Raw genomic sequence first — 19,513 nt, forward strand, 5'->3', positions numbered from 1 at the left:
TCACGATCGTTCCGCCTTTCGCTCACTTCATAGAGATCATGATCGTGCTAAGGTTGGCGACCGATACGAGGGTGCCAGACGCACTATCTGCGTACGTCGCTCAGGGTTTTGCACCATCGACCTTCTTCCAGGTCTGGTCCGGATCGAATGCAGTCATGCGGGACACGAGAACCTTGGTCCGATAACCGAGATCCTTCTGGTAGATAACGCCCGCATGGTTGACCAGGAAGGTCATGACGCCGGAATTGCCGTACTCGGCAGGCCAGGCGACCAGTGCAAAACCTCCGATCATCTTGCCATTGACCACATAGTTGAGCGCGCCGCCTGGCGCGTTCGACCCCTGCCCCTTCAGGATCCGGAAATAATAGCCGTGGTAGGGCGCCGCACCCTCCTCGGCCTTGTAGCCTTCAGCCGAAGCCTGCGCTGCTAACGCGCCGAGCGGGCTCTGGTCATTGTCGTCACGCCAGAACAACCCGTCCTTCTTGCCCGCGCTGCTGACGATGCGTTGTGCGTACACGCCGGCCCCCTCGCCGCGATCCTTGTCGGCGTAGTCGTTCTCGGCATCGACAAAGGCGAGACTGGTCTGGATGGCGTCGAGCTCATTGCGGCCGATGCGGCGATAGAGCACCTCGATGCGACCTTCGGCGATATCGAATTCCCAGCCGGTCCTGGTGTTGACGAGCGGGATCGGGAACGGGAATTCGTCCGGACCCAACATCAGCATTGCCTTCTTGTTACCCTCCGCTTTGATCGAATGCTTGGCGTCGTACATCGAGGTGAAACGTTTCCGGATGTCGACGTCGGCGACCTCATCACCGGACGAGACGATGTCCTCGGCAGCGCTGCCGAGCACTTTCAGGATAGCCCGTTCCGGTCCGTTCTTGACCGCCGACGCGAGCGCCGCCGCTGCATCCTCCGGTGTCGGATACGATTGCTGCGCCCGGGATGGCGAACTCGTGAGCGCCAGCGCCATGATGGCCGGCAGGGCGACGCGATGAAGCGACTTGAAGCTTATCATGGCATCACCTGCGCAGGAATCGTCGCGCCGCCGGCGAGCCAATCCCGATACGTACGGAATTTTAGACCGAGCTTCTCGTAATAGACCCGGAGATAACCATCGGCTCCGCGGGTAACGGCTTCTGGCTTCACCTCTTCGACTTCCTGCGCAATGATCCCGACATAGGCCTTGTCGCTGCCGATATAGCTGAAGCGGTAGTAACCAAGGCCGCTTGCGAGATGGCCGAGCAGAACGACATCATGCTTCAGCCCGATATCGGAACGCCGTCCGCCACCGCCACCACCACCGCGGCCACCGCCACCGCCACCTTGGAAGCCTCCGCCGCCGCCTCGGCCGGCGAAGCTCGCACCTCCGCCGCCGCCACCGCGCGGTCCCATGCTCGCCATGCTCGCCTGGCCACGGGCCGATGCTGCAGCCGCCGAGCGGCCCGACGACACGTTCAGGGCGCCGCCACCCCCGCGGTTCGCTGCCTTGGCGCCACCGCCGCCCTTGGCGCCGCCCGCTTTAGAGCTGGCACTTTTTGCGCCGGCATTCTTGGCACCACCACCCTTGGCCGCGCGATCGCCACCACCTTTAGCACGATCGCCCCCCGCCTTGGCACGATCCCCCGGGCCTTGTCGGTCACCGCCTCGATCACCTGCGCGGTCGCCGGCACGATCTCCTGCGCGATCTCCCGCACCAGGCCGATCCTGTCCCGGCTTCTGCTGTCCGTCGCGGCCGCGGAAATCCATCCGGTCGGCGGCGCCGGCCTTCAGATTGCTATTGCCGAAGCGCTGCTGAACATTTGAATTGTTGTAGCGAACGCCCTGGCGATGCGACGGATTGTGTTGCCAGGCGTTTCCGATGTTGGTAGTTCGGTGATTGATATAGACGTTGCGGTTGCCCCAGTTGCAGCCGCCGCCCCAATAATTGCCCCAGCGGCCAATGGCCCAAGCCGTGCCGAATGCAAGACCAGCCGCGACCACACCCGCGCCGATATAGGAGGGATAGCCAAAGTAATACGGTGGATACTCGGTGTAGGGCCACGCGCCGTAGACTGTCGCAGGCTCGTAGTACGGCACGTACATCGTATCGGGAACTGCCGGCTCGATCACGACCACCTGCCTGCTTTCCTCGGTCTTGACGCTGACCTTCTGCTGCGTGGTGGTCACCAGCTTCTTGTTGTCATAGGCCTTGGTGCGCAGCCGCTGCACCGCATCCATCACATCCGGTTGCTGCGCGAGCACGGCGTCGCCCAGCGCCTTGGTCCAGTCGAGCTTGTCGCTCATCATGGTCAACACTTCGGCGGTTGAGGCCAACGCCTTGACGCTGTCATCCCAAGGCTGCTTCTCGACTTCCGTCTTCAAGGGATCACCCTTTAGAGTCTTGCGCTCCTTCAGCCAGCGATCGGCCTGCACGACTTCCAAGGGATAGGTGGACGCGGCCAGCACGTTTGCAAGCAGTTCGTCCGGATAGAGCGCAATCGGTGCGACCAGAGCTTCGAGCTGCTCGGGCTTGAGCAACTCAGCAGCCGCTGGAGGCTTGCCGGCGGTTTGGACTTGGCTACTTGGGGCCGCCGGAGCGTCTGCGGTTTGGGCTACTGCGGCGACAGGCATCGCCAAGAGCAACGCCATCGCGATCAGAGTGTTCCCGCAACGAAGCATCACGTCCTCCCTTGAGCTCCCGTTGGACCAAGCATCTTGGACGATCAGTATCTTCTATTGATCAAGATCAAAGAAGATGGAGCTCTCCCGGAGGTCGGAGCTATTCACTCCGCGGCCGGACGTTCGATCCGGTCGATGTCCGGCCGCACCGCTTGGCCGCTGCTGCCCAGCCGCGCAGAAAGTAAGATCCGGCGATCGTGGATCAGGCTTTGAAGGCGGTGCGCGGCTACATTCAGTGTGGAGACATCGAGCGCATTCTCGTCTCCTGCAGCGGCCTTGGCGCGCTGGCCCTGGAGCACCCGGTCGATCTCGACCTCGATATCGGACAGTTCGGCCTCCGCCTCAGTCCTGCGTATCCGCGCGCCCAGCGCATACAGCAAGTCCAGGCCTCGTTCGTCTTTAGAGGAATCACGCACCTGAAGGAATTTCCAAGCCGCCGCCAATACGGAGATGAGGCCGCCGAAAATCATGGGCGCGAGAAAGATCGCGTTTCCCCATTCGTCCAGAAAGCTCTGCTGCGTTCCGTTGTAGAATGCTGCGGCGCCGGGATGGACCGGGAGGAAGGCGTCCGAATCCGTGCTCGGCGCGGTCATTTGCGAGAGGATCGGCAATTCGCCGAGCAGGTCCCTGCGTGCCTTCATCAGCGCGTCGGCCAGGCTGCCCGCCACCTCTGCGCTGAGCTGCTTTTGCGCGACCACATAGAACGAAACCCGCAGCGTGGTGATATCCTCGCTCGGGACAGGCGGCGAACCGCGCAGCGTGCCCTTCGGGACATCGAAGCTTTCATAGGCGCGCTGCTTTTCCGCGATGGCACCAGCCGCCTCGACGGGAAGGAGGACCGGCGCGGTCTTCGGCGTCTGCAGAAAGAGGCCGCGCAAGAGGGCCAGATACTTTTCGGCAAGAGGAACGACGATCAAAATCGCTCGTACCTCCTTGGCATCGAGTGCCCGCCGCGCGTCTGCCGGCTGGAGATTGCGGAATGTCACGTTGGCGCGTCCAAGGCCGTATTCGTCGCTGAGGACGTCGACGACCTTGCGATTCATCTCGCCGCCGATCACGCCGACGCTGGTGCGCTTCAGACCAGCGATTTCGGTAATCGAGGAGCCCGGCGGCGCAACCAACAGGACAACGGCATGGGCGAGGACCACGATAGCCTGCGCCTGCGATAGGTCGCCGACGTCACCGCGGACGACAGCAAGCTCGACCTTTTCCGCCGCAAACTGCTCGGCGGCATCAAGCGCGTTGGTGGTTTCCACCAGCTTGAGCCGGACCGGCGCGTTCGCGACGGCAAGCCGGCTTGCCAACGCCGATACCAGACGCGTGGCTTCGCCATCCAGCGATCCGACCGCGATGGTCAGCGTCGTCGGGCGAGAGTACCAGCGGTAGCCGAACAGCCCAGCTCCAAGCACAAGCACAACAGCGCTGGCGACAATGATAGAACGAAGCCAAACCGGCATTCTCGCAGGGACCATGTGGCGCTCACAGTTGATATGCGCTCGGTGGTCGGACTGGCTCATGAGGCCAGACCGGCTCAACTGAGGCGCATCGCTGAACCGAAGTGCGATTCAAACCAAAGCGAAGCCTGTCAGTGCCCGCTCAGCACCAGCGTTTTGATCGGCAGCAAGAGCGCCTGAATTCTCAAGAGCATGGCATGCACGAGGCCAACACCATCGACGACGTGCAAGGCAATTGCCCGCCCCGTGCCCGTCTCCTTCGCGGAGATCTCCTCATGATTGCTGGTATAGGCATTGACGATGCAGCTGCTGCCCGGCGTCACGCCTTCTAGCCCGCCCTTGTAGAGCGGCTCCAGGAAAGCCAGAATCGTTCCAGGTCGCCCGACATTCTGCGCCTCGATCAGTTGCTCGCCGGTTCGGAACTGCCCGGCCGCGATGAAATCCTGGACGCTGGTGACGACCATGGGAATGATCACCCACGGCTTCGAGATGCAGGTTGCTTCCGCCACCATGCCGACCTTCATCACCTGCGCCTCGATCTGACCAAAGCCGGCCTGCAAGGCGCGCCTGCCGGCACCGTCCGGAACCAGCACACCGGCCGGGCGCATCAGCTGATTGACGACATCGCCGGTGCGGACCAAGAATTGCTCCACGCGGCCGTCGACCCCGGCGCGAACAAAGGTCTTGTCCAGATCGACCTGCGCTTCCGCCAAGGCCGCCTGGGCGCTCGCCTTTTCAGCCGGCAACAGCGTTGAAAGTCGCAACGTCGCTGACGTCTTGGACGCGGTGGCAGAGTCCACACCAGCCTGCCGCTGGTTGACCACGACCTGTAATTTCTCGATATCGCGCTGCGGGACGATACCGGGGTTGCGGCGCTGCAACTCCGTCTTGACGTCCAGTTCGTCCTTGGCCTGCTGAAGGCTGGCCTTGGCTTCCTGGATTTGCGCTTCGGCTTTGACGACGTCGTTTTCGGCGCTTGTCATCGCAGCGTCGACCTCGACGATCTTGCGGGTGGCTGTTTCCAAAGCAGCCTTCTGCTTCGAACCGTCCAACCTGAACAGCACGTCACCCTTCTTCACGGCCTCGCTGTAGCCGACATTGACTTCCGCCACCCGGCCGGAGCCCTCGGGCAGGATCGGCACCGTGCGAAAATAGAGCGTGGCCGAGGTGGTTGACGGGTGAAAGTAGAAGATCATGGTGATCAGAGAAATCGTCAGCATCAGGCAGCCGGTGATGCCCCATCGCAATTCATACCAGATGGAAAAGAAGGTGATCTCCTTGCCGAAACGTTTGCCCTGGGCATAGCGGCGGTAGAGGTAGTCCGGCAGGATGGTCAGAAGGGAGCAGAACATGAGCTCAAACATGGCTATGCTCCTTCTTGGCGATCGGCTTCTCGACCGGCGGCAAGCCTGGTAGTTCGGGCTCCCGACCCTCACCTGGCGCGGCGTCAGCGATCCTCTCGACCGAGCCTGCGATACTCCGCAGCGGCGTGCCGAAATCTGGCAAGTCGATCATCGCGAGCAGAAGGCCGGCCACCCAGAAAATGTGCATGTGCGTAAAGAGCGAGATGATGCCCAGCACGGCCACGATCTCGAACTGCAGCTTCTGCGACTTGTGCGCCATTCGTTCGGGCAGGCTGTGCAGCTTCCAATAGAGCGTACCGACCCAGAGCACGGTGCCGACCAGGAAGATTCCCATCACGACCATCAACACGTCCGTGCCGCTTCCCGGCGCGAGATAGAACGGCAGATGATGCGGGGCCATCGGATGAAGTTGCTCGCTCAATGGTCGCCTCCACAGAAGGGATCAGGGCGGTCTGCGCGCCGGCTCGTTACCGTGGCCGCGCAGGTGAGAAAATTGCTTGATATGAATCAAAGGTCCGAACGGCGCGAAACCTAGCTTAGCCCTGACTCCGCTCCCACAGCAAGCCAGGAACGTACCAATCATGCCCGGCATCGATGAGCTCATTCCCAACGCACTGCAAATTCGCAAGGAAGCTGCACTCGAGGAAGCCAGAAAGGCCGAGGAATATGTTCGCCTCGCCGCCGCGGCCGAAGCCGAGAAGCGCGACTTGATCGAACGGCTGAGCAAACCGTCCGGCAAATCCGAGGAGGAGAAAATCAAGCTCGCCTCGACCATCATCCAGCGCGCGGTTCGCAACGGCCTGACCGAAGTGCAGGTCTATCGCTTCCCGAACACCCTGTGCACCGACAAGGGCCGCGCGATCAACCAAATGGAGGCGGGCTGGGAGAAAACGCTGACGGGAATTCCAAAAGAGATCTTCGAGCTCTGGTCCGAATACCTCAAGCCTCGCGGCTATCGCATCGGCTATCAGATCATCGATTTTCCTGACGGCGTGCCCGGCGACATCGGCGTCATCATTTCCTGGGGCGACTGATCACGTTTCGGCCGAGTTAAGAGAAGGCGGAGCGGCATGGCAAAGGACGAAGCCTCAGAGCGGATGAAACGCAAGGACTACGAGAAGGAGCTCGAAAAGCTCCAGATCGAGCTTTGCCATCTCCAGGATTATGTAAAGGAAAACAAGCTTCGAGTCATCGTCCTGTTCGAAGGCCGCGACGCGGCCGGCAAGGGCGGTACGATCAAGGCGATCACCGAAAAGGTCAGCCCGCGCGTATTCCGGGTGGTGGCGCTGCCGGCGCCATCGGATCGCGAAAAGACGCAGCTTTTCTTCCAGCGCTACATGAAGCAGTTTCCGGCCGGCGGCGAGATCGTGATCTTCGACCGGAGCTGGTACAATCGCGCCGGCGTCGAATATGTCATGGGGTTCTGCTCGCCCGCCGAGCACGATCGTTTCCTCGCGCTCTGCCCGCAGATGGAAAAGTACGCCATCGACGGCGGCATCATCCTGATCAAGATCTGGCTCGAGGTCGGGATGGACGAGCAGGAGCGCCGCTTCAACGCCCGCATTGACGATCCGGTGCGGCAATGGAAGCTGAGTCCGATGGACCTCGAATCCTTCAAACGCTGGTATGATTATTCGCGCGCGCGCGACCTGATGCTCAAGAAGACGAGCACGAAGGACGCGCCTTGGTACATCATTCGCTCCGACGACAAGCGGCGGGCGCGGCTGAACTGTATCGCGCACATCCTGGAGGCTATCCCGCACAAGCGGATCAAGAAGGACAAGGTGAAGCTGCCGAAGCGTTCAGACAAGGGGCGCTACAATGACCAGGCGGTTCTGCGCGGGATGAACTTCGTCACCGAACGCTATTGACGAGGTGATCGGGCCGCACGGCGGGCGCGGTCCGATCGATGCTGCCGACGGACTTCGCTGGGCCCGTCAGCAACGCATTCTTTCAATACGGGTACTGATTGGGACAGACCCAGTTGCCGTACGTGTCCTGATAACAACCGTTGTTGTAGTTGTTGTTGTAGTATCCATAGGCGCCGGCGGCGGCCGCACCGACGGCAGCAGCACCGTAAGCCGCGCCTCGATAGCCATATCGCGGATAGCCTCCAGGATAACCTGCGATCGGACGGCCGGGACGGCCCGCAACAGGGTAACCGGGGCGACCCGGACGACCGGCGATCGGATGGCTTGGCCGCGGACCTCCTGCGTAATGGCGTCCGCCTCCGCCATGGATCCGACCGGCGTGAACGGCGCCGCCATGGAAACCTCCGGCGCGCATGCCCCCTCCACCTCCGCGATAGCCGCCACCGCCTCCGCGGCGGGCATAGGCGTCATCAGGAATGAGCGTGGCCGTGAGAAGAACGAAGGTCGCAGCAAGAGCTAGGAGATAACGAAGCATGGCATGTCCTCCTCGGTATGGGTGCCGTGATCCGCTTTTCGACGATGCCTCGCGAAACGCGGTTGGCACCCGAACCTGGCGCTGATCTGCGGCCGCTTCCCTGACTTACGTGCCTGAGAGAAGCAGCCGCCATTCTGGCTTGAACGCCGCGACCGCCAAAGCGGCCCGACTGCCGCTCTAGCGCTTCAAACTTATCGTCACGCCCCCCACCGCAGCTGACAGCTCGGCTCCGACCTTCGGTCCGCTGAGCTGCAGAATCACGCCGTTGCCGTTTTGCAGCTGAACGGCACCTGCGCCGGCGGCGATGGCACCGCCCGCCCCGCCCACAGCATAGGAGCCTTCGATCGACTCCGGCCCCCTCAGGTTGAGGGCGCGGCCGACCAGCTTGGTGGTCGAGGCGCCGATCGTGAAGCCGACGCTCATGCCCGAGACGGTGAAGGGATATTTGTGGCCCCGGAGCAGCAGAACGCCCTCGCCGCCACCGACACCAACGATGAAACCGCCCTTGGTGAAGACAACGGCCACCTGACCGGTCTCTGCCCGCGAGGGCGTGCTGAAGCCGGCGACGCCTGCCAGCGAGGCGACCAGGGCGGCATAGATAGCGACTTTTCTCATGAGTTTTATTTCCTCTGGTTGTGACGCCGAGCTATTGAGCCAGGATCATCGCGAAGTAGCCGAACACGGTGAGCAGAATGCCGGACACCGCGTAGCCGACCGGGAATCCGATCCAGGGCACGGAGCTCTGGATTTCCACCGCGGCTTCGCGGCACGGACCGGAGTGCGACCGCGCACCGGCAACGCCGCCCATCAACACGGCCGGATTAATTTTGAACACGTGATAGCCGATTGCCCAGACGATGAACGGCGGGATCGTGCAGGCAATGAAGCCGGCGACGAAGATCTTCAAGGCAACCGCGCCCGTGAGTTGCGCCAACAGTCCGGCGCCGGCATTGATACCGACGATGGCGACGAAGACCACGAGGCCGAGATCCTCCAGCACGTTGCGCGCCGCGTTCGGCGTATTGCCGAAGAAGCGGAGCCGCGAGACCAGCGACGAGACGATCACGCCGGACAGCAACAATCCACCGGCATTGCCGAGGCCGATCTTGGCGCCGAAGGCTGGAAATTCGATCATCCCGATCAGGAAGCCGATGATCATGCCTGAGGCAAGCGTCAACAAGTCGGTTGAGGTGTTGGTCCGCGCAATACGTCCCCACATCTCACCGAGCTCGCTGACTGCCGACTTGATGCCGACCACCGAGACGATGTCCATCCGCTGCAACTCAGTCTTGAGACCCGCAGGGATCTGTACGCCGCCACGTTCCACCTTGGTGACCTGCAGCTGGCCCGCGATGGCCGTATCGCGGAAGGATTCAAAGGTCCGTCCGGCCATCTCCTTGTTGGTGACGAGGATGTCCGCCTGATCCATGGGAATGCCGAGCGCCTTGGCGTCGGCAACCTCGGGACCGATCAGGCCCATCTTGTCGGTCAGATGTTCGGTCGAGCCGCCGAGCGCGACGACGTCGCCCTTTTGCAGGACGAATTCGGGATCGGCGCCCTGCGGCTCTCCGCCGCGCGCCACGTTGACGATGCGGTATTCGGGATTCATCACACGGAATTTGGCGATGCTCATGCCGACCTGGGCCGGGTTTTCGAGCCGGTAGGCGCGCAGGCCGAACTGCCGGTAACCCGTCAGGCCGCCGCCTTCGAGATCCTTGACGCCGAACTCCTGCTCGTACTGCCTGGCAGCCGCCTTGGCGTCGACGCCCCACCAGCGCGGCAGGTACTTGCAGATCAAGATGATGCCGACCGTGCCCCAGATGTAGGTGATGCCGTAGGACAGCGCGATCATGCCCGACGCGTCCTCGGCCTTCATGCCGTCAGGAAGCTTCACGACACCGGAGGTGATGGCTTGCTCGGCCGAACCGATCGCGGCCGACATGGTCTGCGACCCCGCCAGCATGCCGCCGGCAGCCCCGATCGGCAGCGCGAAGAGTTTTGAGCAGATGACGACAAGCGCCAGACCAAGGACGCTCGACACCAGGGCAAGGATACAGAATTTCAACCCATCGCCCTTCAGGCTGTTGATGAAGGACGGCCCCACGCGCAGGCCGACGCCATACATGAACAGATAGTAGAAGAGGCTCTTGGCGAAGGTGTTGAGCTCAAGCTTCACGCCGTAGGTCGAGGCCCAGACCGAAAGGGCTGCGCCCACTACGATGGCGCCGGCAACCATGCCGAGGCCGTACCCCTTGATGCTGGCCCGGCCGATCCAGACGGCGAGCCCGACGACGAAGAACAGCAACAGAAACGGGTTCTGCTGCAAGAACGTGAAAAACCCTTGCATGTCCGTCCCCTTTATTATGATGCGGCCTTCAGCTTCGGCGCGGCGCCGGGCTTGGGCCGACCGATCTTTGCCAGGGCTTCGGCGCGTACGAGCTTCAGCCCTTCCTTGGCGTCGTAGCCGTGGATTTCCTTCACATCGAGCTTGCGCATGAAGTCGATGGTTTCCTGGGTGATGACCTGCCCCGGCACCATGATCGGGAAGCCAGGCGGATACGGGATCACGAAACTCGCGGAGACGAGGTCCGGCCCGGCCTTGAGGCGACGGTCGATCTCGGAATCGCCGAGCCGGATATATTCGCATCCCGCTGCGTCATAGGCCGAGTAGAAGCCGCTGCGGATGTCGCCCTCGTTGGTCTTGGTGCCGGCATCGCCACGGAAACTGTCGTGAAACTGCGAGAAGTTCGGCAGGTCGGGCACATCGGTCATCAGACTCTTGACCCGCGCCTCGAAGGTCTTCTTCGCATTGGCACCGCCCTGAACCAGCCCGCGGTCGACCTCGCCCGCGATCTCGGCCAGCACCCTCACCAGATGCGCAACATCGCTACGGGTGTTGTTGATGTTGGACTGGAATAGCACCGAATTGCGCGACGTCTTGTTGATCTGGATATTGTAATCATTGGCAAGGATGCCCTTGAACTGCGTGCCGTCGTAGCCGGCGGTGCCGCACACCAAGGTCATGCGGGTCGGATCGAGGCAGAACTCGTCGTCGTCCAGGCTCTTCAGGATGCTCGCCCAGTTCATGCCTGTTGCGAGATAGTCGGTGAAGCCGCTCTGGCGATATTGCGCCGGCACCATCGCGTCCGCGCCGAGAATCCGGAAGTATTTCGAGATCAGCGGATTGCCGTTGACCGCCCTGCGGATCGCGAACGCGATTTCGATCGCGTTGGCCACCAGGCCGTAGCCCTCGAGCTCCATCTGGCGACGCGAGACGTCGAGGCTGGCGATGAGCTGCTGGTTCGGGCTGGTCGACGCGTGCGTGAACACCGCCTCCTTGAATTGCTGCTCGACGGTGTGGAATTCGACGTCCTTGACCGACAGCATCGAGCCCTGACGGATCGCCGACATCGACTTATGGGTCGAGTTGGTCTGGTAGACGCGCAAGCGGATCTGCCGCGGATCGGGAACCAGTCGGGTCTTGAGCAGTACCTCGTCCGACGGAGTCTTGCCGAGCTCGGCCTGCTGCTTCTCGTAAGCCGCGACCGATTTCGGGTCGTGCATCCAGGCCTCGATCTCGTTGGCGGCGCCCATCGCGGTCCGTCGCCGCAGGAACGGCGAGAAGCGCGCGAAGCCGAACCAGGCTTCGTCCCACAGGAAGATCAAATCCGGCTTGATCGCGAGACACTCCTCCATCACCCGTCGGGTGTTGTAGATGTGGCCGTCGAAGGTGCAGTTGGTCAGGTCGAGCATCTTGACGCGGTCCAGCCTGCCGTCGGCCCTCGCGTTCAACAGCGCCTGCTTGATGGTCTTCAGCGGCACCGCGCCGTACATCGAATACTCCGTCATCGGGAACGCTTCGACATAAATCGGCTGGGCGCCGGCCAGCACCATGCCGTAGTGGTGCGACTTGTGACAGTTGCGATCGACGATCGCGATGTCGCCCGGCCCAAGCAGCGCCTGCACTGCCATCTTGTTTGAAGTCGAGGTGCCGTTGGTCACGAAGAACACGCGATCGGCGCCGAGCGCTCGCGCCGCCTTGTCCTGTGCTTTCTTGATGGTGCCGGTCGGCTCCAGCAGGCTGTCGAGGCCGCCGGTGGTCGCGCTGCTTTCGGCCAGGAACAGGTTCAAGCCGTAGAACTCGCCCATATCGCGGATCCAGTCCGACCTGAAGACAGACTTGCCGCGAGCGATCGGCAGCGCGTGGAACGTGCCGATCGGGCGTTGCGCGTATTTCTTGAGATTGTCGAAGAATGGCGTATCGAAGCGGTCCTGGATCCCTTCGAGGATGGAGAGATGGAGCTCGAGGAGCTCCTCGATGGAGTAGAATATCCGCCGGACCACATTGGCTTCGGGGTTCCCCGCCATTGCCTCCACGTCGCGATTCGACATCAGATAGATGTCGAGCTCGGGACGGACCCGCTTGATGACGTGCGCGAGCCGGAGCGCGGACGCGTCCGCCTCGTCATTGATGCCGGCGGCGGCGGTCATGGTGCGGAGTATCGGCGCGTCGTGACGCGAGCGCAGGCCGAAACCTTCGTTGATGACGACGGCGGCGATATTGGGGTTGAGCATTGTCGCGCAGAAGGCGTCTTCGAGGCTGCCGACGATCACCGGCTCATAGGCGAAAGAATCGACCGGACGGCGCAACTTGCGCCATTCGGCAGCGAGAGCCGGCCACTTCTCGGAGGAGATGCCGGTGACGACCAACGTTTCGAAATAGGGTCGCCGGGCTGCATGTGAGCCGAAAGTCGAGGACACGAGTTCGGGTGCGTCGCCACTGCCGTCGTCCTTGGGATCCCAATCGCCGGCATGTTGGCGGAAGGATCTTGTCATCAGGGCCTGCGTAATCCGCGTCGCAAGACCAAGTGAACCCGCCGCATCCCCGGCCGAAGCCGCTTCGCGCAAAGCGGCCATCAGTTGTAGCCCGGGATACCCGTGAAACTCTTCAATGACGGAGAGATCGGCCAGTGCCGCATCGTACCTGGCGCGATCGCCGGCGCGCGCCCATGCTTTGGCTGCTTCGACCAGATCGCGCCAGTCGTCCGCCCGGCCGCCGGGCCCGGAAATGAACTGATCGATGCGCTTTTCTGCAGCCTTGGCGTCCTTGGACATGTCTTTCTCCGGATCTTTGCGATGTCACGGCTAGGATCGTGGTGCCCGCTCACCTCGGTCTATTGATCCAAGTCAAGGGTCGAGCATCTTGAAGAGGCCTGGAGTAATTTCCGGTGCGACATCGTCCAAAGCGCTGCCGCATGACGGATCGAGGACGATGGCGAGATCGCATCAGAGCCGACTGGCCAATAAGTCGGGCGGATCCTATGGATTGGGATCAGATGATTGTCCAGTCATGCTTTCCCCGAGCACGCTGTCGACCGAACGAAGCCACGCCCCGCTGTCGGTCTTTTCCGCCAGCCCCTCAGCCCGCAGCAGATCGCGCAATTGCGCGTGCGCGCCGACGATGCGGAAGGTGATATTTCGGGAGGCGAGTTCGTCATAGAGATCATGCAACATGCGCGCGCCGGCCAGATCGATGTAGGGTGACGCCGACAGATCGCAGACAACCAGCCTGACGCCGACCGATAGCGGCAAGGTGCCTAACACTGTTTCCAGGATCGTTTCAGCATTGATGTAAAGCAGCGAGGCTTCGGGTCGAAACGCGATGATGCCGACCAATGGCTCGACGCCATCGTGCCTCGCATTGTCGGAGTAACGGCCAGTACCGGGGAGCCGGCCGAGGAACGCGACATTCGGACGCGAGGCCCGCGCCAGCAGCAGAACGATCGACGCAATGGCCGCCAGCAGGACGCCTTGCAATATCCCCAGGAGCAACACGGCCAGCAGCGCAATCGCCGCGGCATGAAAGTCGATGCGGCTGACTTGCCACATCCGCAACAGCGCGCGGATGTCCACCAGCCTGTAGACGGCGGCAAAGACGATCGCCGCAAGCACTGCCTTGGGCAGGTTCGTCAACAACCCCGTGAAGAACAGCAGGCATAGCGCAAGCGTCACCGAGCAGATCACCAGGGCCAGCGGCGTGCGCGCTCCGGCATTGTCGTTGACCGCGGATTGCGACAGCCCGCCGGCCACGGGATAGCCGTGGCCGAAGGCGGTAACGAGGTTCGCCGCGCCCAGCCCCAAAAACTCCTGCCGGACATCGAGCGCATAGCCGTGTTTGGCAGCAAAGCTGCGGGCGGCGGAGACGCCTTCGATATAGGCCAGGAGCACGCATCCCGCAGCCAGCGGGAAGAGCTCGTCGGGCTCCAACAGGCCAAAACTCGGCAACCCGATAGCCGGCAATCCCTCTGGGATTTTCCCGGTGACCGGCACGCCAAGGGACGGAAGGCCAAGCAATGTCGCCACCACAATCGACAACGCCATGATCGTGAGCCCGACCGGCCTTCCGGGCAGCCGCCGTTCTCCCACCAACAGGAACAAGAGCGCGAGGGCTCCGATCGCCAGAACCAGCCAATTGATGCCGCCGAGCTGACCGGCGAGCTTGATGGCGCGATCGAAAAAATTGTGACCGCCTCCGGCGACGCCGAACAGGCTCGGCAACTGGCTCATCATGATGGTAAGTCCCGCGCCGGCCTTGAAGCCGACCAGGATACTGTCGCTCACCAGGCGGACGAGAACGCTGAGCTTGAACAACCATGCGATCAGGCACAGCAGCGCCACCGCGCATGCGGCCAGGCTTGCGATCTCGGCGTATTTCGCCGCGTCTCCGCCGGACAATGTCCCAACCGTCGCCGCAATCATCAGCGAGATCGCCGAGGTCGGACCGACCGCAAGCTGGCGCGACGACCCGAGCAGCGCATAGCCGATGCCGCCGAGCATGTAGCCGTAGATTCCGATCTGGGGCGGCAGGCCCGCCAGCGTGGCATAGGCCAGTGACACGGGGATCGCATAAGCCGCGAGGGTGATTCCGGCGATCGCGTCCGAACGCAGCCAGGCACTGTGATACCCCGCCAGCCAAGCCGCGGGCGGAAACAGGAAGGGCCGGCGCGATCTACGGTCCGATGAGGTCATGGGCTGGCCTCGTCGTCCGGACTTTCGCAACGCAACAGCACAACCAGGAGCGCGATCACGGGGACACCGAGCGCCAGGTCCGGGATCTGCTTGGTCGCGAAGGCGCCAAGAGCGGCGCCAAGGCCGAACGTGATGCACAAGACAGCAAAAATGCCTGGCGGCCGTAGCGAGCCATTCCGGGAGGCCACAGCGAACATGCCTTCAATCGCTTGCCGCATGTTGCCCGTGATCATGACGGAGCTGTAGAGCACGCCCTCAACCCTCGTGAAAACGGCGCTCTGTACGGCGGCGACGAACGAAATCCCAAGCGTTCCCGCGAGATCCGGCAAGCGATTGTGCAGGACTGCGATGATGACGAGCAGGAGAATCTCGAGCAGCGTGCTGATGGCACTGGCGCGCTCGCGCGCCGCCCGACGCAGCCATGACGCGGCGACAATACCGACCGCGAACGCAAGGATCGGTGGGACGAAGTGGAGCGCCTTCGTCCAGTCGCCGACCGAGCCATAAACCCACAGCAGGACGAGATTGGCCGTCTGGGCGTTAGCCATGACGCCGTGGATGATCCACGTATAGGCGTCGAGGTAGCCACCGGTGAAGGCCAGCAACAGCGCGACTGGCAGCGTTTCGTCGCGGCGTATCGACGAAGCAGCGGTGGCATCCATCGTGCTCATGTCCCAACGTCGGGTTCTGAAATCCTGCGCTTGAATAGGGAGCGTCTGGCCGATCGCGAGGGTTGATCTGGATCAAGCATCGCCGGGTATCGCCAACCAGATTGGCGCAAATGGCTGGAGGGCCTGCACCATGAGCACGGTCAGATGGATCATCTCCGCCGCTCCGGAAATCTTCCTGCTGCTGTCAGTCGCGCTCGGGACCATTCTTGGCCGCGTCCGGATCCGCGGCTTTTCGATCGGCACCACGGCGTGCACGCTCATCGTTGCCGTCCTGATCGGGCAGCTCGGCACCTTCACGTTTCCTTCCCTGCTCAGGGTCATTCTCTTCAGCCTGTTCGTGTTCACGATCGGCTACCGGTCCGGACCCGAGTTCTTTGCCTCGCTGAGCATCCGGACCCTGGCTCAGGTCGCGCTCGCGCTCGTGCTTGGTGGTACCGGCCTCATCATCGTTCTCGTATTTGCCCATGTGTTCGCGCTCGGTCCCGGCACCGCCTCCGGTCTTGCAGCGGGAGCTCTGACACAGTCGTCGGTCATCGGCACCGCATCTGGCGCGCTAGCCCAGCTTGGACTGGCCAAAGAGGTGCTGCAGCAGCAGGACGCCAATATCGCCGCCGGCTACGCCGTCACCTACGTGCTCGGCTATATCCTCACGCTCCTGTACGTGCCGTTTGTCGCGCCGAAATTGATGGGGATCGATCTGAAAGCGGAAGCTGCAAAGCTCGAGGCGGAGCTTTCGGGTGGCAACCCGCAACAAAATGAGAATCTGCATTATCGAAAATTCCAGGCGCGCGCGTACCGGGTGTCGGCAGCGGCGGGACGGACCGTCGGCGCCGTCGAAGACGAGATCGGCAGCCGCAGCGTGATCGAGCGGATCGTGCGCCAGGGCGCCGATGTCGAGCCGCATCGCGACACCGTCCTTCAAGTGAGCGACGACATCGTCATTGCGGGACGCACCGCCGCCATTGTCGCCGCGAAACCGATTGTTGGCACAGAAATCGACGCCGATGAGATCCTGAAGGCGCTTCCGGGCAACGTGATCGACGTCCTTGTCGACAATCGCAAGCTCCATGGCCGCTCCGTCAAGGACGTGGCCGATCGTGTCGGCGATGCCGCACGAGGCGTGTTCCTCCGAACGTTGACGCGAATGGGACGTGAAGTCCCCTTGAGCGCGGACACCCGCGTCTATGTCGGTGACGTCATGACGCTGGTCGGCAGCACCCGCAACATCGAGCGCGCCGCCTCGCATGTAGGACAGATTCTGCGCTCCGAAGATCGCACCGACATTGCATTCCTTGCCGCAGGCATCGCCGTGGGTCTGCTCGCCGGTCTCGCAAGCGTAAAGATCGGGTCGGTGCCCCTGACGTTGGGAGGTGGCGGCGGCGCCCTGATTGCGGGGCTCTTCTGCGGCTGGCTACGCTCGCGGCGGCCGACAATGGGCGCAATGCCGCCCGCAGCGCAGCAGACGCTGAGCGATCTCGGCCTTGGCGGCTTCATCGCGGCGATCGGGCTCGGCAACGGCCACGCAGCCTGGGTCGCGATCCAGTCGCAAGGCATGCTGCTGGTCGGCATGGGCCTGGTGGTCACGCTGGTGCCGCTGATCGTGACGACCCTGTTTGCCCATCGCGTGCTCCGCATGAACCCGGTCATCATCTGCGGCGCGCTGGCCGGCGCCATGACCGTCGACGCCGCCGTTACCGGCGCCTGCGAAGTTGCAGAAAGCCAGACGCCCGTGCTCGGCGTCGCCGTGCCTTACGCTGTCGGCAATGTTGTGCTGACCGTGCTTGGACCGATCATCGTGGCCAGCACTTTCGCCGGTTGAAGGAGGCGCGCGTGAATTTGCGGTCAACAGTGACCTACCTGGCGGCGGCATTGAGCATTTCGGCCTGCTTTCTTGCCCCTGTACGCGCCGACGACAATGTCCGGATCCAGGAAGAGATGTGGGCCCTGCCGCTACCGCTGCCGATGTTCGCCTATGTCGTGCGGCCCGTCGGCGACGGCCCCTTCCCGCTGGCGATCATGAACCACGGCGTGTCGCTCAAGGCCGTCGATCGCAGCTTCTTCCCGCTGGTGGAGTTCCGCGACGCCGCCAAGTGGTTTGCCAAGCGCGGCTACCTCGTGGTGGCACCAGTCGGCACCGGCTACGGCGCAGCCGCGATCGATATTCCCGAGCACGGTCTCTATGGACCGTTCTTCTCCAAGGTCGGAAACTGCACCAATCCGAACTTCCACGACGCCGGGCGTGCGGTGGCGCAGGTCGATCTCTGGATCATCGACTACATGGTGGCCGAGAAACGCGTTCTGCCGATGGACGTGGTCGTCGTCGGACAGTCCGCGGGCGGCTGGGCGTCCATTGCGCTCTCGAGCGCAAACCCACCGCAGGTGAAGGCAATCATCACATTCGCCGCAGGACGCGGCGGGCGCGTCGACGGCAAACCCAACAACAATTGCGCACCGGACAAGCTGGTCGAAGCAACTGCCGATTTCGGCCGAACCTCGCGGGTGCCAATGCTGTGGTTCTATATCGAGAACGACACGTTTTTCGGTCCGGCCTTGTCGAAGCGCATGCATGACGCCTTTACCGCTGCCGGCGGCAGGGCCGAATATCATCTGATGCCGCCCTTTGGCAACGAAGGGCATTTCTTCATCGGCTCGCCCGACACGATCGCGACGTGGTCACCACTGGTCGAAAAATTCCTCAATGCGCAAAAGTAGCCGCAGACGCCGACGCCTGGAGGCGCAATATGATCAACCCTGCTCTCAAGCCGCGACGTAGGCCTACGCGAGCCCATCTGTTGCTTTTGTTCGCAACGGCTATTGCCGCACCCGCTTCGTCCCAGAATGCTGCAGCGCAACAGCATGCGCGCGAGGCAAAACCCACCGAACTCGCGCCTCGCGGACAGCGCGAAGCCAGAGACATCACCTATGGCGACTGGCGGAAGCTTTGCGTCAAGCCCGGCGGTGCGCCGATGCTGTGCCGGACCTCGATCACCGGCAAGTTCGCAACGGGCCAGATGGCGGTGCGCGTGGACCTGATCGAGCGTGACGCCGACCCCACTGCTCGGCTACAAGTGTTTGTCCCCGTCGGGATGTATCTGCAACGGCCTGCCAAGCTGACCGTCGATCAGGGACATTCCCAGTCGTTGCCCTACACCTGGTGCCTGAGCAATGCCTGTATCGCCGCCGACGCCGCCGATCCCAAGTTCGTCAAGGACATGGAAGCCGGCAAGGCGCTGGTGCTCGAGGTCACCGATTCCAATCTTCTGTCTCTGACGACATCGTTGCCGCTGGCGCAATTCGCCGCAGCTCACAATGGCCCGCCCGCTCAGACGCTGGAGCAGGATATCGAGGAGTGAGCAACGGCGAGATCAGCTATGCCTGGCGCAGGCGCGTTCAATGGAGTCGATGAGTGCGCTTGCCGCGAAGGGCTTGGCCAGATAGGCGGCGCACCCGGACTGAATCGCGGCCACTTGATTCGCCTGGCAGTCGTTGCCGGTAATGTAGATGATGGGGGTCGTGGCACCCTCGCTAGCGAGCCTGCGGCGGAGTGAGATGCCCGACTCTCCGTTCAGATTGATATCCAGAACGATGCAGCACGCCTCGTCGATGCAGCCATAACGAAGCAGCGCGGCGGCGGAATCAAAAGCAACCGCATCAAAGCCATGCTTTCGAAGCAACCGCTCCAAGCTTCGGCGCATTGATAAATCATCATCCACGACGTAAATCGGCTTACGTGCAAACAATGGGTCCGTCTTTCTCATTCGAAACCTGGCACTCGCGTCGTAACGACGTTACCCGGCAAAGGTTCCTGCGCTGATCTGACGGCTAACGATGCCAGTATGTAGGCGGTCCAGGCCGAACTATGTCAATAACATTTCATATTGTCCCATCGTACAGGTCTCACCGCAGACCTGACGAAGCGCACGAAAAT

The 19,513-nt window shown here is 62.4% G+C and carries 17 protein-coding genes; 5 read left to right on the forward strand and 12 right to left on the reverse strand.

Features of this window, described 5'->3' with window-relative positions:
• Positions 1-100 precede the first annotated feature (100 nt).
• The 5 genes from IVB40_RS23180 to IVB40_RS23200 form a co-directional block, all read right to left on the reverse strand.
• Entirely contained in the window at positions 101-1,018 is a 918-nt protein-coding gene (locus IVB40_RS23180; protein WP_247359643.1) for a DUF2950 domain-containing protein, read from the reverse strand.
• The gene (locus IVB40_RS23185) at positions 1,015-2,661 is read right to left on the reverse strand and encodes a DUF3300 domain-containing protein (protein WP_247816441.1); all 1,647 of its coding nucleotides are present in this window, start codon (positions 2,659-2,661) and stop codon (positions 1,015-1,017) included. The genes IVB40_RS23180 and IVB40_RS23185 overlap by 4 nt, the downstream gene beginning before the upstream one ends.
• A gap of 104 nt (positions 2,662-2,765) precedes the next feature.
• A complete protein-coding gene (locus IVB40_RS23190; RefSeq protein ID WP_247819581.1) occupies positions 2,766-4,133 on the reverse strand; it encodes a TAXI family TRAP transporter solute-binding subunit in 1,368 nt (455 codons plus the stop codon).
• A 113-nt stretch (positions 4,134-4,246) separates the two neighbouring features.
• On the reverse strand, positions 4,247-5,479 hold the full coding sequence (locus IVB40_RS23195; RefSeq protein WP_247816442.1) for a biotin/lipoyl-binding protein: 1,233 nt from the start codon (positions 5,477-5,479) through the stop codon (positions 4,247-4,249).
• Positions 5,472-5,879, reverse strand: coding sequence for a hypothetical protein (locus IVB40_RS23200; RefSeq protein ID WP_035962349.1), 408 nt, complete (start codon positions 5,877-5,879; stop codon positions 5,472-5,474). Before IVB40_RS23200 ends, IVB40_RS23195 begins: the two co-directional genes overlap by 8 nt.
• A gap of 181 nt (positions 5,880-6,060) precedes the next feature.
• On the opposite strand from IVB40_RS23200, the gene IVB40_RS23205 reads away from it, so the two are divergent.
• Positions 6,061-6,513, forward strand: a complete 453-nt coding sequence (locus IVB40_RS23205) for a hypothetical protein (RefSeq protein WP_247282365.1) — start codon at positions 6,061-6,063, stop codon at positions 6,511-6,513.
• A gap of 36 nt (positions 6,514-6,549) precedes the next feature.
• Positions 6,550-7,350, forward strand: a complete 801-nt coding sequence (gene ppk2 / locus IVB40_RS23210) for a polyphosphate kinase 2 (RefSeq protein ID WP_247282364.1) — start codon at positions 6,550-6,552, stop codon at positions 7,348-7,350.
• 82 nt (positions 7,351-7,432) lie between these two features.
• Here the strand turns inward: ppk2 and IVB40_RS23215 are convergent, their stop codons facing one another.
• The 6 genes from IVB40_RS23215 to IVB40_RS23240 all read right to left on the reverse strand — a co-directional run bounded on the left by IVB40_RS23215 (position 7,433) and on the right by IVB40_RS23240 (position 15,585).
• Entirely contained in the window at positions 7,433-7,885 is a 453-nt protein-coding gene (locus IVB40_RS23215; protein ID WP_247467997.1) for a hypothetical protein, read from the reverse strand.
• A gap of 177 nt (positions 7,886-8,062) precedes the next feature.
• On the reverse strand, positions 8,063-8,500 hold the full coding sequence (locus IVB40_RS23220; protein WP_027569347.1) for a hypothetical protein: 438 nt from the start codon (positions 8,498-8,500) through the stop codon (positions 8,063-8,065).
• A gap of 31 nt (positions 8,501-8,531) precedes the next feature.
• Positions 8,532-10,232 carry a transporter gene (locus IVB40_RS23225; protein ID WP_027569346.1) on the reverse strand — a complete coding sequence of 567 codons (1,701 nt, stop codon included), beginning with the start codon at positions 10,230-10,232 and terminating at the stop codon, positions 8,532-8,534.
• 14 nt (positions 10,233-10,246) lie between these two features.
• Entirely contained in the window at positions 10,247-13,000 is a 2,754-nt protein-coding gene (locus tag IVB40_RS23230) for a decarboxylase (protein ID WP_247816443.1), read from the reverse strand.
• Positions 13,001-13,204: 204 nt separating this feature from the next.
• Positions 13,205-14,914 carry a SulP family inorganic anion transporter gene (locus IVB40_RS23235; protein ID WP_027569344.1) on the reverse strand — a complete coding sequence of 570 codons (1,710 nt, stop codon included), beginning with the start codon at positions 14,912-14,914 and terminating at the stop codon, positions 13,205-13,207.
• Positions 14,911-15,585, reverse strand: a complete 675-nt coding sequence (locus IVB40_RS23240; protein ID WP_027569343.1) for a YoaK family protein — start codon at positions 15,583-15,585, stop codon at positions 14,911-14,913. Before IVB40_RS23240 ends, IVB40_RS23235 begins: the two co-directional genes overlap by 4 nt.
• Before the next feature lie 130 nt (positions 15,586-15,715).
• Here IVB40_RS23240 and IVB40_RS23245 point away from each other — a divergent pair, with 130 nt between their 5' ends.
• The 3 genes from IVB40_RS23245 to IVB40_RS23255 are packed head-to-tail and all read left to right on the forward strand — an operon-like array spanning position 15,716 to position 18,938.
• Positions 15,716-17,404, forward strand: coding sequence for a transporter (locus IVB40_RS23245; RefSeq protein WP_027569342.1), 1,689 nt, complete (start codon positions 15,716-15,718; stop codon positions 17,402-17,404).
• A gap of 17 nt (positions 17,405-17,421) precedes the next feature.
• A complete protein-coding gene (locus IVB40_RS23250) occupies positions 17,422-18,297 on the forward strand; it encodes a dienelactone hydrolase family protein (RefSeq protein WP_247282425.1) in 876 nt (291 codons plus the stop codon).
• A 29-nt stretch (positions 18,298-18,326) separates the two neighbouring features.
• Positions 18,327-18,938, forward strand: coding sequence for an invasion associated locus B family protein (locus IVB40_RS23255; protein ID WP_247816444.1), 612 nt, complete (start codon positions 18,327-18,329; stop codon positions 18,936-18,938).
• Positions 18,939-18,950: 12 nt separating this feature from the next.
• Here the strand turns inward: IVB40_RS23255 and IVB40_RS23260 are convergent, their stop codons facing one another.
• Entirely contained in the window at positions 18,951-19,325 is a 375-nt protein-coding gene (locus IVB40_RS23260) for a response regulator (protein WP_247819582.1), read from the reverse strand.
• Positions 19,326-19,513: the final 188 nt, after the last annotated feature.

The organism is Bradyrhizobium sp. 40, from assembly GCF_023100925.1.
In the GTDB taxonomy this organism is placed as follows: Bacteria; Pseudomonadota; Alphaproteobacteria; order Rhizobiales; family Xanthobacteraceae; genus Bradyrhizobium.